Raw genomic sequence first — 15,731 nt, forward strand, 5'->3', positions numbered from 1 at the left:
ACGAATGGGATCCGCCCCCGGTCCCGCCCCGTACCCCCGCGGTCACGCTACGGGAGCGGGGACGGACCCGCACGTCCGGCCTGCGGGCCCGCGCGGGCCCCGGGATCGGCCCCGGAGCGGCCCTCCGGAGGCCGCGCGAGGGCGGGCGGGGCCGCGCGGGCGCGCGCGGCGGCGGCCTGGCGGACACTGGGGGGTGGGAGCCGAGTGTGCGAGGAGGGTCCGCCATGAGCAATGCCGCGCCCAAGGTCAGCACGTTGCCGCCGGAGCACCGGGAGCGTCTGATGGCCTTCGCCGAGGACGTGTACTTCGAATCCGGCCACCGGCTGTTCGAGGAACAGCAGCATGCCGACCGGTTCTGGATCCTGAAGACGGGCGCGGTGACGCTCGACGCGAAGGTGCCGGGCCGTGGTGCTCCGGTGATCGAGACCCTGCACCACGGTGAGCTGGTCGGTGTGTCGTGGCTCTTCCCGCCGTATCTGTGCCAGTCGGGGGCGGAGGCGATGACGCCGGTACGGGCACACGAGTTCAACGCCCCGGCGGTCCGCTCCATGTGTCACTCGGACCCCGAGTTCGGGGCCTCGGTCATGTTCTGGGTGGGGTCTATCCTGGCCCACCGCCTTCATGTGACCCGGGTCAGGCTCCTGGACCTGTACGCGCCGCACGGGAGCGGCGTCCTGGGCTGAGGGCCGGGTGGCGGGGCGCGAGGGTCCGGCGACGAGCTGCGAGGTCCGCATGGGGGAACCGACGACGACGGCGCGCGGGGCGGTCGCCCTGGTCGCCGACGACTTCACCGAACTGTCCTTCACCGAGGGGCCCCTGGCCGGTGACGGACCGATCGGTTGGCCCGGGTACGCCGAGGCGCACGCCCGGGCCGCCGCGCGTTCCGGCGAGACCGAGTCGGTGGTCTGCGGCACGGGCGTGGTGGGCGGGGTGCCGGTGGTCCTGGTCTCCTTCGAGTTCGGGTTCCTCGGTGGTTCGCTCGGGGAGCGGGCGGGGGCGCGGATCGCCTTCGCGCACGCGGTGGCCCGGGAGCGCCGGCTGCCCGTGGTCGTCCTGCCGGCCACCGGGGGCAGCCGGATGCACGAGGGCATGCGGGCGCTGCTCCAGCTCCAGTACCTGGCCGGTGAGTCGGAGCTGACCCGGGCGGCCGGGCTGCCGCAGATCGCGGTGCTGCGGGACCCGACGACGGGCGGCGGCTGGGCCACGCTCGGCGCCGGATCCGATGTGGTCCTCGCCCTGCCGGGCGCCCAGGTCGGATTCGCCGGCTCCCGGGTGAGGCCGCCGGACGCGGACCCCGCCGCGTACACCGCCGAGGCCCAGTTCACCCACGGCCACGTCGACGCGGTCGTGGCCCCCGCCGAGCTGCGCGCCGTGCTCGGCCGCTGGCTCTCGCTGCTGACCGGCCCCGTGGGGGACGGCCCTGTCCGGCCGCCGGACGCGCTCGCGACGCCGGGGGCCGCCCGTGACGGCGCACCCGGGGCGGCCGTCCCGCGCGCCACCGGTGGCCGGGAGGCGGTGGCGCGGGCGCGGCATCCTGCCCGGCCCCGTGCGGACGCCTACCTCGACGCGCACTTCACCGTCCGGGCGGAGATTTCGGGCGACCGCTGCGGCGGCGTCGACCCGGGCGTGCGGTGCGGATTCGGACGGCTCCCCGACGGCCGTACCGTCGCCTACGCGGCGCAGTGCGGGACCGCGAACCGCCCGGCCGGTTTCCGTACGGCCGCACGGCTCGTGCGCCTCGCCGGGCGGCTGGGCATCCCGGTCCTCACGCTGATCGACACCCCGGGCGCGGCCAACGACGAGGCCGCGGAGCACGCGGGGGTGGGTCCGGCGATCGCGGATCTGTTCGCCGCCGTCGTCTCCGCCCGCACTTCCCTGACCTCGCTCCTCATCGGCGAGGGCGGTTCGGGCGGGGCGCTCGCGCTCACCGCCCCGGGGAATCTGTGGGCGACCCCCGACAGCTACTTCTCGGTGATCGCCCCGGAACTCGCGGCGTCCATCCTGAAGCGTCCGCCGGAGGAGTCGGCCGAGGTGGCGGACCGGCTCCGGCTGGGCCCCGGGGACCTCCTCGACCTGGGCGTGGTGCGGGGTGTCGTGGAGGTCGGGCGGGGGGATCGGTCCGCTCCGTGATGCGGAGTCGGTGAATCCGGGCACCCCCCATCGGTGGGCCCGTCCGCGTTCCCGAGTCCTGTCCGTGCGCTTGCCTGCCCTGTACGGGGTTGTACGCGGCTCGCACGGGCGTTGTACGGGCCCCCGCGAGAGTGGGCGCACCCGGACGCAGCGGCGTCCGGGTGCACGCCGACCCCTGCAGCAGCCCCCGATGAACCGCGTGTCCCGTCCCCTTGGCCGCGCCCGGTCCCCCCTCGGCACGGCCGAGCACCAGGAGTTCGCTGACGAGGTGGCTCATCCGGACGACCTCGGCGGTGGCCTGGTCGACGTCCTCGCGGACGGCGTCGTCGTCGACGCCGTCCGCGATGTTGTCGAGGGACAGGCGCAACGCGGTCAGCGGGGTGCGCAGTTGGTGGGAGGCGTCCGCGACGAAGACGCGCTGCGAGGCCACGAGCTGTCGAGCCGCTCGGCGCCCTGTCCTCGCCAGGGTCCGCGTCTTCTGGGGGCCGGTGACGGGTGAGCGGGCGGTGAGGTCGCCGTCGCCGAAGCGGCTTGCCATGTCGTTGAGCCGGCGCAGTGGTTTGGTCAGGAGCCGGGCCGTGATCGCACCGAGCCCGGCGGCGACGGCGACGACCGCGCGGAAGCCCCGGACGCGCCGCGACCCCCAGTCGACGGTGGTCCTGCCCCGGCCGAGCGCATCGCCGAAGGCCGCGTCGCCGGGGGCCGCCGGAAGGGGAAGCCGCGGCATGGCGCTCCTGCCGTCGGCCGCGACCACCTCGACCGTGCCGGGCGTCTCGTCGGCGTACGCCCACGCCATCCGGGCCAGTGCCTGTCAGGAAGGACAGCAGGTCGTACTCCTCGGGCGTCAGCGGCACCTCGGCGCCGTCGAGCCGGACCCGCGCGGCCTTGCGGACGACGCTCAGCCGGGCGCCGTAGCGCTGTGGGCCCGAGGGACGGTCGGCCGGCCGGACCCTGCGCATCACGGCCGGATCCGGGCGATCACCTCACGCACGCCGAAGGGCTTGGAGACGTAGTCGTCGGCCCCGATCTCCAGACCGACGACCCGGTCGGTCTCGTCGCTGCGGGCACCGAACACGATGATCGGCACGTCTCCGCGCCGCCGCAACGCCCGGCAGACGTCGAGCCCGTCGGTGTCGGGCAGGCCGAGATCGAGCAGCACCAGGTCGTACCAGACCCTCGTTCGAGTTCTCACGGGCGGGCGAGGTCGGACAACAGGTGGACGAGACCGGGCGGGTGCTCAGCGGGGTCCATCCCGGGTCAACACGATCGCGGTGAGCACCAGTCCCTCGCGTACGAGCCACCGTCCGGTGAAGTGGTCCCGCCGGGTGCCGTCCACCACGGGGCCGGGGACGGAGAGCCCCGCGCGGAACGTGCCCGTGTGGGGGTCGGTGGCGCTGTCCCGCGTGAACTCCAGCGTCGCTTCCTCGAATTCCAGGCCGCGCCCCGTGAGCGGGTACCAGGTCTTGAAGACGCTCTCCTTGGCGCTGAACAGGAGGCGCCCCCAGGGCAGTTCCGGCGTCCGGTCGGCGAGCGTCGCGAGGTGCCGCCGCTCCTCGGGGAGCGTCACCCCCTCGAACACCCCCTCGGGCAGGGCTTCGGCCGGCTCCGCGTCGATTCCGATCGAGACGACGTCCACCGTGCGGGCCAGGGCGGCGGCGCGGTAGCCCGCGCAGTGGGTCATGCTCCCGGCCACGCCGCGCGGCCAGCGCGGCTCTCCGCGCGGTCCCGGCGTCAGGGGGGTCGGGGGGAGGCCGAGGTCGCGCAGGGCGCGCCGGGCGCAGAGCCGTACGGTCGCGAACTCCCGCCGCCGCTTGGTCACCGCGCGGGCGACGACGGCGGTCTCCTCGGGGAAGAGGGACACCGGTTCGGTGTCGTCGTGCCGCCAGGCGGTGGCCACGACTCCCGGCACCAGCCGCGCGATCACCGGTCCGCCACCGACCGGCCGGGGGCGGCTCCCGGCCCGGGGGCGGCCGGGCGGCGGACGGGGGCGGCCCGGCGGACGGCCGGGGCGGTCGACTCGATCATGTCCGTGACCCTATCGATCCGGGGGCGGCCCCGGACACGGCTCGCAGAACGGGCGGTGCCGGGTGACCACGGCCGGGCAGTACTGGGAGGCACCCGTGGCGCACAGCGGCACCACCACCGACGTACTGATCGTGGGCGCGGGGCCGGTCGGCCTGAGCGCGGCCGGAGAACTGCGCCGGCACGGCGTGCACTGCCGGATCGTCGACCTGTCGCCGGCTCGTCGGCCGTACGCGAAGGCGGTCGGGATCCAGCCGCGCACCCTGGAGCTGTGGGACCGGATGGGGCTGGTCCGCGCCGTACTGGAGGCCGCCGTCCCGTTGCGCGGCCAACTGACCTACGTCGACGGCCGGGAGACTTCCCGGCTGGAGATGGAGCTGCCGCCCGAGGTGCCCTACGGGTTCGCCGCACTGCCGCAGTACGAGACCGAGCGCCTCCTCGAGGAGTACCTCGCCGGGCTCGGGACGGTCGTCGAACGCGGCACCGGGCTCGTGTCGTTCACCCAGGACCGGGACGGTGTCACCGCCCGGCTGCGGGCCGCGTCGGGGGCCGCCGAGGAGGTGCGGGTCCGCTATCTGGTCGGTTGCGACGGGGCACACAGCCTGGTCCGCAAGACCCTGGGCCTGTCGTACGAGGGCGGCGCGTTCCCGGAGTCGTACATGCTCGGCGACGTCGTGGCCGACTGGGACCTGCCCGACGGCTATGTACTGCGGTCGGTGCACCGGGAGGCCGACGGCTCCACCGGCGACGTGCTGGTCTGCGTACCGCTGCCGGGGGCGGGCCGCTACCGGATGTCGATGCGCGTCCCGTCCGCGCCCGCCGCGTCGGCGCCGGACGGTGTCGCGCACGGTCTCGACGGGGGCGACGGCCCGGACCTCGAAGGGCTCCAGGCGGTCGTCGACCGGCTGTCACCACGGCCCGCGAGGCTCTCCGGCCTGCGCTGGTCCTCGGTGTTCCGGGTCAGTCACCGCATCGTCGACCGGTACGGCGTGGGGCGGGTCTTCGTCGCGGGCGACGCCGCCCACATCCATCCGCCGACCGGCGCCCAGGGCATGAACACGGGTGTCCAGGACGCCGTGAACCTGGGCTGGAAGCTGGCGCTCGTGGTGCGGGGCGAGGCGGGTCCCGGCCTGCTCGGCAGTTACGACGCCGAGCGCCGCCCGGTGGGCGAGGAGGTCGTCGGGCGCACCGTCCGGCACGCCACCCGGGGCATCGACGCCGACCCGGACGACCCCCGGACGCTGATGCTCCGCGAGGCCCAGCTGCTCGTCGGGTATCCCGGCGGTCCGCTCTCCGGTGTCCCGTACGGCCCGGTCGACGCGCCGCAGCCCGGCGACCGGGCGCCGGACTGCGGTGGGCTCACGACGCCGGTCGCCGCGTATCCGCTGCGCCTGCTCGATGTGCTGCGGGGGCGGCCGGGGCATGTGGTCCTGCTGTACGGGGAGGACGCCGCCGGTCTCGCGGGCGCGGCGGCCGAGGTGGCGCGGGCCCCGGGAGGTCTGTGCGCCGTCGCGGTCCTGCCCGGCGGGACGGTGGGCGCCCCGCCGCCGCCCGGATCGCTGGGTGTGCCGATGTACCGGGACGCCACCGGGGAGTTCGCACGGCTGTACCTCCCCGACGGCGCCACGGGTTTCGTCGTCCGCCCCGACGGGCAGCTGGGTGCCCGCTTCCCGCTCGGCGGCACCGGGACCGCCCTGGCCGGATATCTCACCGCCCTGTCCGTACGGTGGTGATGTCCGGCGGCCCTGTGGGGCTACGGGGCCCGGTGGTCGCCGCCTACGGGACCCAGTGGTTCCCCGAGACCGTGAGCATGACCTGGAGCTGGATGCTCGCGGAGTAGTAGCTGCTGGTGTCGATCGGGGTGGCCAGCATCTTGTTCCACAGGGCGTCCAGCCAGGCCTGGCTGCCCGAGTCGGTCATCGCCGCCACCGCGAACGGGGCGAAGAAGGCGGACTCGCTGCCCGCCGAGATCTGGGTGCCGTTGAGCTTGTAGCCGATGGCGATCTTGTTCGGGTCGCCGCCGGTCTTCGTCTTGATCCAGCTGTTCATCTTCCGCGCGGCGGCGAGCGAGGTGCTGTCCCCGCTGGTCACCGCGTCGTCCGCGACGCGCCACGGCGTACGGCAGGCGTTCCACCAGTACGCACCGTCGTTCGGGTCCTCAAGGACCTGGCCGGGTGCGGGCTTGGGGGTGGTGTCGGTGTCGACGACGAAGTCGGGCAGCAGCCCGGTGCCGGACGCGTAGGTCGACTGGAGGCGGGAGATCTGGGTCTGGTGCGCGGTGCGCACGGCGTCCCAGGCCGTGTCGCCGGAGGCGGTCCGGAAGGCGCGGAAGTGGTCGACCATCCAGTCCGAGGTGCGGGTGATCCAGTAGTACTGGTCGCCGGAGCTGCTCCAGTCGCCGAGCTTCAGCAGCTTGGTGGTCGGGTTGACCTCGTCCTTCTTGATCGCGGCGATGTGCTTGAGCGCGAGGTCCTTGTAGTTGTACGTGCCGGTGCTGCCCCACTGCTTGTCGGCGAGGAGCAGGCCGTAGGCGACGTCCATGTCGCCGTCGGTGGCGCCGTCGCCGCCGTTGACGCTCTTGCAGGCGGTGTCCTGTTCGGCGGCGAGCAGGTTCGGGTTGACCGAGGACGGGTGGTCGATCTTCCATTTGACGAGGCCGTCGAAGATCTTCTTGGCGTCGGGGTCGGCGCCGGCCATGGTGGCCGTGACGACCATGCCGTAGCCCTGCGCCTCGGCGACGTAGGGGTGGTCGGCGTCGGGCGAGATGATCTGGTACCAGCCGTTGCCGCAGTTCTGGCGGACGAAGGCGGACTTCCACCTGTTGTAGTAGTCGACGACCTTCTGGTCGACGGTCGCCTGGGAGCCGGAGGGCTTCAGCATGCCGGCGGCGTAGGGCTTGAGATGGCTGCCGAAGGGCACGGCCGTGCCGCCGCCACTGCCGCCGCCGCTGGGCGCGCCGTACACCTCGAACTCCCACAGGGAGTAGCCGTACGCGGTGCCCCGCCCGGTGCCGTACATCCGGACGTACCGGCCGCTGCCGGAGACCGTGAGGTCGTCGGTCGCCCCGTCACCGGCGGTGGTGGAGTAGACGTCGGTCCAGGTGGACCCGTCGGCCGAGGTCTGGATGCGGTACGTCTTGCCGTACGCGTCCTCCCAGTTGAGTTTCACCCGGGAGATCGTGTGGTTCGCCCCGAGGTCGACGCGGATCCACTGCGGATCGACCCCTTCGAGGCTCGCCCATCGGGTCCCCGCGTTGCCGTCCACCGCGAGTCCGGCCCCGAAGGCCGAGGTCTCGACGGACGAGGCGGTCACCGCCTTTCCGGTGGAGACCAGGCCGTCGGCGGCCTGCGCCTGTGGCATGACCGTCAGGGGCAACGCCAGCAGACCCGCGAGCCCGAGAAGCGAGACGCTTCGTCGACGCATGACAACTCCCTTTCCCTCCATGGCCAATGGTTAGGAAATATTCCTAACCATTGGCCGGGAGAGTAGAGAGGCCGGAAGCCCGGCGCAAGACCCCGGACGGCAACGGGAACGTGGACATCCGGTGCGCACCATGGAATTGACGTTCCGTCACTTCAACACCGCCGCCCTCCGGACCTCCCTCAGCGCCGTGTGGACCGACCAGACGACCGAGACCAGCGGTACCGCCACCACCGCGCCCACGACGCCCGCGGCGATCGAACCCGCGATGACCGAGATGGCGACCACCAGCGGGTGGAGCCGTACGGCCCAGCTCATGACGATCGGGTGCAGCAGATGCCCCTCGATCTGGCCGATCACCACGATCAGGGCGATCACGATCCCCGCGATCAGCGGCCCCTTGGCGGCGAGCGCCACGACAGCGGCGACCGCGAGGGCGATCGGCGAGCCGATCAGCGGCACGAACGCGGCCAGGAACTCCAGCAGCGCCAGCGGCACGGCGAGCGGGACGCCCAGGATCCACAGCGCCACCCCGACGAGCACCGCGTTCACGGCGGCCACCAGCACGATTCCATGGGTGTAGCCGGTGAAGGTGCGCCAGGCCGCGCGTCCGGCGATCGTCACCCGCTCGCGGACGGAACCGGGCAACTGGTCCTGGAACCAGGCCCACTGGCGGTCCCCCGAGTGGATGAAGAACACCGAGCTGAACAGAGCCAGGGCCAGCATCGTCAGCACCGCCACCACCTGACCGGCCCCGCTCAGCGCCGTACTGACCAGGGCCGACCGGTGGCTGGAGAGGAAGTCACCGATCTTGGACTGGAGGTCGGAGAGCGTCCCGTGGCTGAGGTGGAACGGCGGGCGCTCGAGCCAGTCCTCGATCCGCCCGACCCCGGTCCGGAACTCGCGCACCAGGGTCGTGCTCTCTCCGGCGACCGCCTCGCCGACGAGGGTGAGCACACCGAAGACGAGCACGATGCTCCCCAGCAGGGTGAGGGCGACCGCCGCCGCCCGGGGCACCACCCGGGCGACCACATCGGCGACGGGGCGGAGCAGCGCGGTGATGACGAGTCCCAGGAATACGGCCACGCCGATCTCGTGGAAGCGCCCGAGCACCGCGAACAGGCCGTAGACGAGCGCGCCGACGACGAGAAGGCGCCACGCGTAGGCGGCGGCCGTGCGGAGGAAGGGGGTCACCGTCGGTGTGCCTGGCTGCATGGCCAAGGGCCTACCACCCCCGGTGCCGGGCTGTCGCAGGGATCACAGGGGAGATCATGTGAACTCCGCCGATCGGCGGTGCGGCCGTGCGCAGAATGGCCCCCCGTCCAGCGTCTTCACTCCCGGGGGAATGTGACGTGTCCAGGCTGATCCGTTGGTCCGCCGTCCTTGCCGTCCTCGCTCCGCTCGCACTGGCGGGGTGCAGCAACGCACCACCCGCGCTGGAGTTCGGCTCGGCCGGACCCTCCGGCCCGAAGCTCGTCGCCCAGCCCGCGCGGGGCGGTTCGCTGCCCGTCGCCCAGTGGCCGAACGCCTGCGAGGTGCTGAGCGAGGACGAGATCCGCGCGATCCTGCCGCAGGCGACCGGCTTCGCCCGCGAGCCGGTGAAGGTCACCCTCATGAACTTCAACCCGCTCGAACCGTCCGCCCCCGGCACCACCGGCGACGTGGCCGCGGGCGGCTGCACGTACAAGTTCGGGCTCCCGTCCGCGTACAAGAGCGAGCGCAACAGCAGCATCAGGCTCACCTTCACGGCCATCGCCGACCCCGCCCTGGTCCGGCAGAGCTACGCCGAGGACCTCGCCGAAGCCCGCGAGGAGGCGACCCGCCGGAACAGGGAGTTCCGCGATCTCGGCACCTCGCTCGGCGCGGCCGGGTGCTTCCAGCCGGACGTCTCCGACGGGCCGACCTGCCACCGGGGCCCGTACCAGTTCGAGGTGGACGGCATGTCCACGGCGGACGGTGTCGGGGAGTACGCCGAGTCGGACAAGAACTGGAGCGCGAAGGTCCTCACCGAGGTGGTGCGGACGGTGAGCGCCCGCATTCCGTAGCCCCGACGGCCGCCGGCCCTCATGGGGTCGGCGTGTGCCGCGCGCACGGCGGAAGGGTCGGGCGGTCCTTCGTCCGGACGGCGGGCAGCCACGCCGTGGCCGGAGGCCCGGCCTCGCGCGCGTCCTCCCGTACGGCCGTGTGCGGGAGGCGGACGCGGAACCAGCGGGTGGACACCAGATCCTCCTCGTCGATGATCGTCTGCCCCCGCCGGACCTCGCACTCGGCCTCCAGGACGTCTCCGTGCCAGACCCTGGTGGGTACGACGTTCTCGGCGGTGTACGGCCGTCCCGGGTCGACCGCAAGGCCAAGGCTGCACTGCAGGTCCCGGTCGCTCCGGTCCTGGCAGCCCCGTTCGGCGTTGAACACCCGGATCCGGACCGGGGATCCACCGGAGCCGCCGGAGCGCGCCGAGCCCTCGCCCCCTCCCGCGCACGACCAGATCGACGCGCCCAGCGCCGCGCACGCCGTGACGGCGAGGAACACGCCCCCGATCCCGCGCCTCCGCCGTCCCGCGCGCACCGTGGGACCTGTGGGGGTCGTGAGGCACCTGCCCGTGGGGCCGGTGCGGCCCCCGAGTGCGGTCTCCGCGCTCCGGGCGGCCTCGTGGGCCCCGATCCGCTCGATCAGGCTCTCGGCCGTGTGCGCGGCGCGGGAGGCGTGGGCCGGGGCGAGGCAGTCGGCGGCGAAGGCCCGCCAGAACTCCGGGACGGCCTGGTCCAGCCGTAACGGCGCACGTCCCTCCGCGTACTCCTGCACGGCGGCACCCCGTGCCATCGGAGTGGCGCCGGGGAACGGTGAGGCACCGGACGCGAACACCTCGTGGACGACGATGCCCAGGGCCCAGATGTCGGCGCTGGGCCGGACCTCCACACCGAGCTCGCCCAGCGGTGCCTTCCACCGTTCCGGCGGGAGGTAGTCCAGGGTGCCCATCGGGGGCGCGTACCCGTGTGTTCCGGTCAGCTCGGTGGCGAGACCGAAGTCCGAGAGCTTCACCGAGCCGTCCGCGCCGATGAGGACGTTCTCGGGCTTGAGGTCGGCGTGCACCCAGCCGGCTCGGTGCAGATGGGCCAGTCCCTCGCAGATGCCGACGACCAGCCGGGCACGCTCCGGCCCCGTCACCCCGTCGTCGAGCAGGTCCCGGAGACTGCATCGCGCACGCTCCATGACCAGCACGATCGCACCGTCCAGGGACGGCTGCCCGGGGGAACGGAGCACGAGGGAGTCGAGGAGCCGGACGAGCCTCGGATGTCCGGCCCGGCGGCCGAGTTCGACCTCGCGCCGGGCGGCCTCCGCCACACGGCGGGCCTGCAGGGGTGCGAGTCCGGCGGTCGGCATGACCTTGAGCGCGACCTCGGCGGGTGAGGCGGGCCCGTCGGTTTCAGCGGGTCGACCCGCGTAGACCGTGGCCCAGCCACCGGCGCCGATGGGGCCGTCGACCACCCAGTCTCCCAACCGGTGCCCCTCGGGCAGGAGTTCCGCCTGTTCGCTGCTCCACGAGGTGCTCCGGCCGCGCACCCGCGCCATGCCCACTACCGGCCCCGTACGGTCGGTTCGGCCCGGGGCGGCAACAGCGCGAGATGCTCCTCCCGGACGATGCCGAACCTCAGCGCGATGCCGACCACGGCCTCGCGCTTGCCGTGCCTGCGGTCTCCCCGGCCGGCCTCGGCCGCGGCGGCGACGGCGACCCTCAGTTTCTCCTCGGCGAGGTAGTCGATGTGCGAACTCACCGCGCGGGCCGTCAGCCTGGCGCAGGCGGCGTGCCCCCTGAGCCGCTCGACGACCTGCGGCGTTGTGGGCACGGCGACGGGTGACTGGTCGCGCAGCCAGGGCTCGCAGAGCGCGGCGAGCACCAGGAAGTACGTGGCCGTCTCGTCGAGGGAGTACGCCGTGACCGTACGGCTCTCCCACGATCCGCCCGTGCCGTGCGGGTCGAGATAGACGTGGTCGGGTGCGAACACCTGGAAGGAGACCGCGGTGTCACGGCGGGTGGGCAGCACCACCCGGGAGAACTCGAACGGGATGGGCGCGCCGGCCCGCCGCGGCGGCACCCGCAGGTACTCCCCCGCGCCCTCCGGGTTCTCCACCAGATAGCTGTGGGTCGTGCTGTGGTTGCTCAGCTGCCAGTGGTCGTCGGTGACCCGGATCTCGCCCGCGAGCCGGGAGATGGCCGCGTCCGCGAGCCTCAGCTCGACCGGTGTCGTCGACGAGCCCCGTCCGAAACGCGCGCGTTCTCCCGGACCGAGCCTGAGGGTCACCGCGTCGCCGTACGGCTCTCCGTCGACGACGCCGCCGCTCCCCTGCGGAAGATGGACGACTATGCCGCTCATCGCTCCTCCTGTCCCACGCGTCGACAGTTGCCATGCACGCAGAACGCTACCGGTAGTACGCGGAGGTTTACCGTAGGGCATCGGTCACTTCCGCGCCCGGAACGGCGGTGGGACAGGCGGTGGAGCGAGCGGTGGAGCGGGGCGGTGAAGGGTGGGCGGCCCTGGTCAGCCCGCCTGCGCGAACGCGTCCGCCAGCCGGGGGATGTAGTCGGCGAAGGCGGCGGACCAGCATCCGTAGTTGTGCTCGCCGTTGCACTGCGGCGAGAGTGAGCCGCCGCCGCCGTAGTTGACGAAGCGGCTCGGGATGCCGAGCTGGTCCAGGCGGTTCTTGACGTTCGTCGTGGCGACCGCCGTGCGGCTGTCGATCAGTCCCCGGTCGCCCGTGTAGAGGGTGACTCCGGTGTCGGCGAGCTTGCTCAGGTTGGCCGGGGAGGCGGGGTTCACCTCGTTCCAGATCCGGTCGTCGAACAGGGCGTACGGGGAGCCGAAGATCGCGTCGCTGTCCACGACGGGCCCGTAGTCGGCGCAGCCGGCGCCCGAGCCCGAAGTGCTGGCGGTGCACAGGGCGTTCGGCAGATTGAGTTCCGTGGCGAGGACGACGGCGCGGATCTCCCAGAGGCCGAAGTCGATGCCGCCGGAGAGGGAGGCGACGTGGCCGAAGAGGTCGGGCCGGGCCTGGGCGTAGTGGAGGGCGCCGAAGCCGCCCATGGAGAGCCCGACGACCGCGCGGTGGTCACGGTCGGCGACGGTGCGCAGATTGGCGTCGACGAAGGGGACGACCTGGCGGAGGTGGAAGTTCTCCCAGTTGGCCGCGCCCAGGGCGGTGTTCTGCATCTTCCAGTTGGCGTACCAGCTCTTGAGCCCGCCGTCGGGCACCACGGTGATCATCCGGTCGTCGTGCAGGGCGGGGGCCGCCGCGGCGTCGTCCACGTTGCCGGCTCCGCCGTGCAGGAAGTACGTGACGGGCCAGCGCTTGTCCGGGGCGGAGTAGTAGTCGCTCGGCAGGAAGATCCGGATCTTGTGACGTCCGGAGAGTTCGGGGGTGGTGACGGTGAGGGTGAAGTCCGTGGACGAGCGGACCTCGGTGGCCGTCGTGACCCGGGTCAGGCCCTGCCCGTCGGTGAATTCCGGGACGATGGGGGTGTCGGCTGCGGCGACGGGGCCGGTGACGGCGCTGACCGCGACCGTGGCCGCCGCGGCGAGGGCCACCGCGGCGGTCCGCAGCCGGGTGCGGACGCCTGTTCTGGACCGGATGGTTCTCATGGGGTGTACCTCTCTTCGGGAACGTGTGTCGTCAGTACGCGGGAGCACCGGATCGGACCGGGGCGATCGGACGGTCGCCGAACGCGGTCCAGGGGCCCCAGCCGCCGCTCGGCCGGGTCTGCACCCGGGTCCGGATCCGGCTGTCCGTGGTGACGGCGAAGACATGCAGCCGCCCGGTGGCGTCGGCCGCCGCCGTCGGCGTGGCGGCGAGCAGGACGCCGGGCTCGCCGAAGTTCTCGGCGGGATCCCAGGTGCCGCCGGGCGTGTGGTGCCAGCGGTGGTCGAGGCGCGCGCCCCCGGGGGACAGCGAGAAGGCTTCGAGGCGGCCGTCGGCGCTGGGCGCGAGCGTCGGGGCGGCCGCCGCCCAGCCGAACAGCGGCTGCCAGTCGTCCCAGCCGCCGCTGGGCACGGTCTGGCGCCGGTGGAAGGCCCCCAGGCCGGACGGGCCGATCGCGACGACGGCGAGCCTGCCGCTGCCGTCGCGGGTCACGCGGGGCGCGGCGCCGGCCGCCGTACCGAACTGGTTCCAACCGCCCCAGGCGCCGCCCGGCGACAGCTGCCAGCGGTGGCGGATCGCGGCGCCGCCTGGCGCGAGGGCGAAGACCTCCAGGCGGCCGTCGGCATTGGCGGCGACGACCGGCGGGGCGCCCACGGGTCCGCCGAATCCGGCCTCCCACGGGTCCCAGCCGAGCGATCCCGGGGACCCTTGGCGCCGCCGGGCGACGGAGCCGCCGCCGGGGCTCGTCGCGAAGACCTCGAGACGGCCGTCGGTGTTGTGGGCGACGGCGGGGGCCGCGCCCGCCGGGCCGCCGAACTCCTCCCAGCCGTACCAGCCGCCGTCGGGCCGCTGTGTCCGGTGGTGCAGGTTCGCGCCGCCGGGGGCGAGCGAGAACACGTCGATCCTGCCGTCGGCGTTGCGGCCGAGGGTGGGCACCGCTCCGGCCGGCCCGCCGAAGCTCTCCCAGGGCGACCAGGTGTCGGTGTTCGGGTCGAGCTGGACGCGCCGGAGCATCGCACGGTCTCCGGCGTCGAGCGCGAAGACGTTGAGGCGGCCGTCGGCGTCGAGTGCGGCGACGGGGTTGTCCGGGCTCTGCCACGGCGGTGGGGTGTCCCGCCAGTCGAGGGGAGCCACGTACAGCCCCTGCCGGAACCATCCCGCCGCGCTCGCGTACCAGTTGTCGCCGTCCGCGAAGACCTCCACGGCGTGACCTGCGACATGACCCGCGTAGCCGCTCAGGTCGAAGCGGAAGGGGTCGCGCGAGGCCAGGACATCGGTGCCCTCGTAGCCGTTGCGGGGCCCGATGAACAGGTAGTACCAGCCGTCGCGTTCGACGACGTACGGCGACTCGGTGACCGAGACGGTCGTGTCGGTGGAGGCGTCGGTGAACGCGACGCCCGGTGCGCTCCAGTGGACCAGGTCGGCGGACCGCCGGTGGGCGACGATGTGCTGGCCGCCGGTGCCGGACAGTTCGGTGTAGTACATGACCCACTCGCCGCCGACCCGGACCACCATCGGGTCACGTGCGGCGAGGCCCCGGAAGAGCGGGCCGGACGGCTCGCGGGTCCAGGTGAACAGATCGGTCGAGGTGGCGAGGTTGACGGCGGCGCCGCTCCGGCCGCCCGCGGCGTAGTACATCCAGTACTTTCCACCCGCCTCGACGACGTGCGGCGCCCACAGGTGTTCCTCGCCGAAGTAGGAGGGGTCGACGGTGAGCGCGTCGGGGTGGGTGGTCCACGGCCCGTTCGGGGTCGGCGCGGAGGCGTGGGCGAAGGAGATCTCCGCCGTGCTGTCCGGGGCTTCGCCGGGGGGTGCGCCGTCCCCCACGATGCTGAACAGGTGCCACCGGCCCTGGGCCTTGATCAGCGTGTGGTCGTTGAGATAGCGGGGCCCTGCGGGGGTGGACGGGGCGTAGACGTGGGCGAAGGGGCCCGCGCCGATCCAGGAGGCGGGCGCCGTGCCCGTACCGGAAGGGGGCGCGGTGGCGGCGGCTGTTCGGCCGGCGCCCAGGAGCGGGAGCGCGCCCGCTCCGGCGGCGGCGCCCCGCAGGAGGTTCCGTCTGCTGATCGGAGGCATGCGTCTCTCCAGAGGGACCGCGCGGCCGGCCGTGCCGTACGGGCAGGGCCGGCCGCGGGTCGAGGACGGGTGGATGTCCGGGTGGTGGGTCAGTCGAGGGCGGGGCCCGCGGTGTTGTTCACCCAGCCCCAGTCGGACCAGGTCGCGAAGCCGGTCTGCCACTTGTGGAAGACACCGGCGTGGCTGGTGCCGAAGACCTCGATCCGTCCGTCGGCGTTGGTGGTCGCGGCGACCTCGGTGCCCCCGCCGCCGAACGTGTTCCACCCGCCGTAGGCGGCGTTGACGCCGGTCTGCCAGGTGTGCGCGGCCGTGCTGCCGTTCATGGCGAACACCTCCACGCGCCCGTCGGGGGTGCGCTCACTGCTGAGCTGTGAGTCGGCGGGTCCGCCCGTCGGCTCCCATTCCGACCAACTCGTGGGGTTGGTCTGGTACTTGTGGAACACCCCGAC

12 protein-coding genes and 2 pseudogenes are annotated in these 15,731 nt (G+C 73.4%); 4 read left to right on the plus strand and 10 right to left on the minus strand.

Going from position 1 to position 15,731, the window contains the following annotated elements:
- Positions 1-224 precede the first annotated feature (224 nt).
- Both ABT154_RS32005 and ABT154_RS32010 read left to right on the plus strand, forming a co-directional pair.
- Positions 225-683, plus strand: coding sequence for a Crp/Fnr family transcriptional regulator (locus tag ABT154_RS32005; RefSeq protein ID WP_351861601.1), 459 nt, complete (start codon positions 225-227; stop codon positions 681-683).
- Positions 684-732: 49 nt separating this feature from the next.
- Positions 733-2,130, plus strand: a complete 1,398-nt coding sequence (locus ABT154_RS32010; protein WP_351861602.1) for a carboxyl transferase domain-containing protein — start codon at positions 733-735, stop codon at positions 2,128-2,130.
- 211 nt (positions 2,131-2,341) lie between these two features.
- Here ABT154_RS32010 and ABT154_RS32015 read toward each other — a convergent pair.
- The 3 genes and pseudogenes from ABT154_RS32015 to ABT154_RS32025 all read right to left on the minus strand — a co-directional run.
- Positions 2,342-2,941: pseudogene (locus tag ABT154_RS32015) on the minus strand (histidine kinase dimerization/phospho-acceptor domain-containing protein); the annotation flags it as partial.
- A pseudogene (locus ABT154_RS32020) lies at positions 2,940-3,298 on the minus strand (response regulator); the annotation flags it as partial. The pseudogenes ABT154_RS32015 and ABT154_RS32020, both read right to left, overlap by 2 nt.
- Before the next feature lie 69 nt (positions 3,299-3,367).
- On the minus strand, positions 3,368-4,054 hold the full coding sequence (locus tag ABT154_RS32025) for a 4'-phosphopantetheinyl transferase family protein (RefSeq protein WP_351861603.1): 687 nt from the start codon (positions 4,052-4,054) through the stop codon (positions 3,368-3,370).
- 163 nt (positions 4,055-4,217) lie between these two features.
- Here ABT154_RS32025 and ABT154_RS32030 point away from each other — a divergent pair, with 163 nt between their 5' ends.
- Positions 4,218-5,885, plus strand: a complete 1,668-nt coding sequence (locus ABT154_RS32030) for an FAD-dependent monooxygenase (RefSeq protein ID WP_502969636.1) — start codon at positions 4,218-4,220, stop codon at positions 5,883-5,885.
- Positions 5,886-5,928: 43 nt separating this feature from the next.
- Here the strand turns inward: ABT154_RS32030 and ABT154_RS32035 are convergent, their stop codons facing one another.
- A complete protein-coding gene (locus ABT154_RS32035) occupies positions 5,929-7,575 on the minus strand; it encodes a glycosyl hydrolase family 8 (RefSeq protein ID WP_351861604.1) in 1,647 nt (548 codons plus the stop codon).
- A 147-nt stretch (positions 7,576-7,722) separates the two neighbouring features.
- Positions 7,723-8,787, minus strand: coding sequence for an AI-2E family transporter (locus tag ABT154_RS32040; RefSeq protein ID WP_351861605.1), 1,065 nt, complete (start codon positions 8,785-8,787; stop codon positions 7,723-7,725).
- Between the two features lie 137 nt (positions 8,788-8,924).
- Between ABT154_RS32040 and ABT154_RS32045 the strand changes: the two genes are divergently transcribed.
- The gene (locus tag ABT154_RS32045) at positions 8,925-9,617 is read left to right on the plus strand and encodes a hypothetical protein (RefSeq protein ID WP_351861607.1); all 693 of its coding nucleotides are present in this window, start codon (positions 8,925-8,927) and stop codon (positions 9,615-9,617) included.
- Positions 9,618-9,636: 19 nt separating this feature from the next.
- Here ABT154_RS32045 and ABT154_RS32050 read toward each other — a convergent pair whose 3' ends face one another.
- The 5 genes from ABT154_RS32050 to ABT154_RS32070 all read right to left on the minus strand — a co-directional run.
- The gene (locus tag ABT154_RS32050; protein WP_351861609.1) at positions 9,637-11,142 is read right to left on the minus strand and encodes a serine/threonine-protein kinase; all 1,506 of its coding nucleotides are present in this window, start codon (positions 11,140-11,142) and stop codon (positions 9,637-9,639) included.
- Positions 11,143-11,147: 5 nt separating this feature from the next.
- Entirely contained in the window at positions 11,148-11,945 is a 798-nt protein-coding gene (locus ABT154_RS32055) for a serine/threonine protein kinase (protein WP_351861611.1), read from the minus strand.
- A 165-nt stretch (positions 11,946-12,110) separates the two neighbouring features.
- Positions 12,111-13,208, minus strand: coding sequence for an alpha/beta hydrolase (locus ABT154_RS32060; RefSeq protein WP_351861613.1), 1,098 nt, complete (start codon positions 13,206-13,208; stop codon positions 12,111-12,113).
- A 31-nt stretch (positions 13,209-13,239) separates the two neighbouring features.
- Positions 13,240-15,282, minus strand: coding sequence for a DUF8189 domain-containing protein (locus ABT154_RS32065; protein WP_351861615.1), 2,043 nt, complete (start codon positions 15,280-15,282; stop codon positions 13,240-13,242).
- An 89-nt stretch (positions 15,283-15,371) separates the two neighbouring features.
- The coding region (locus tag ABT154_RS32070) for a DUF8189 domain-containing protein (RefSeq protein WP_502969637.1) at positions 15,372-15,731 on the minus strand (360 nt) is incomplete at its 5' end.

The organism is Streptomyces sp. NPDC001728 (assembly GCF_040297565.1).
Lineage (GTDB): Bacteria > Actinomycetota > Actinomycetes > Streptomycetales > Streptomycetaceae > Streptomyces.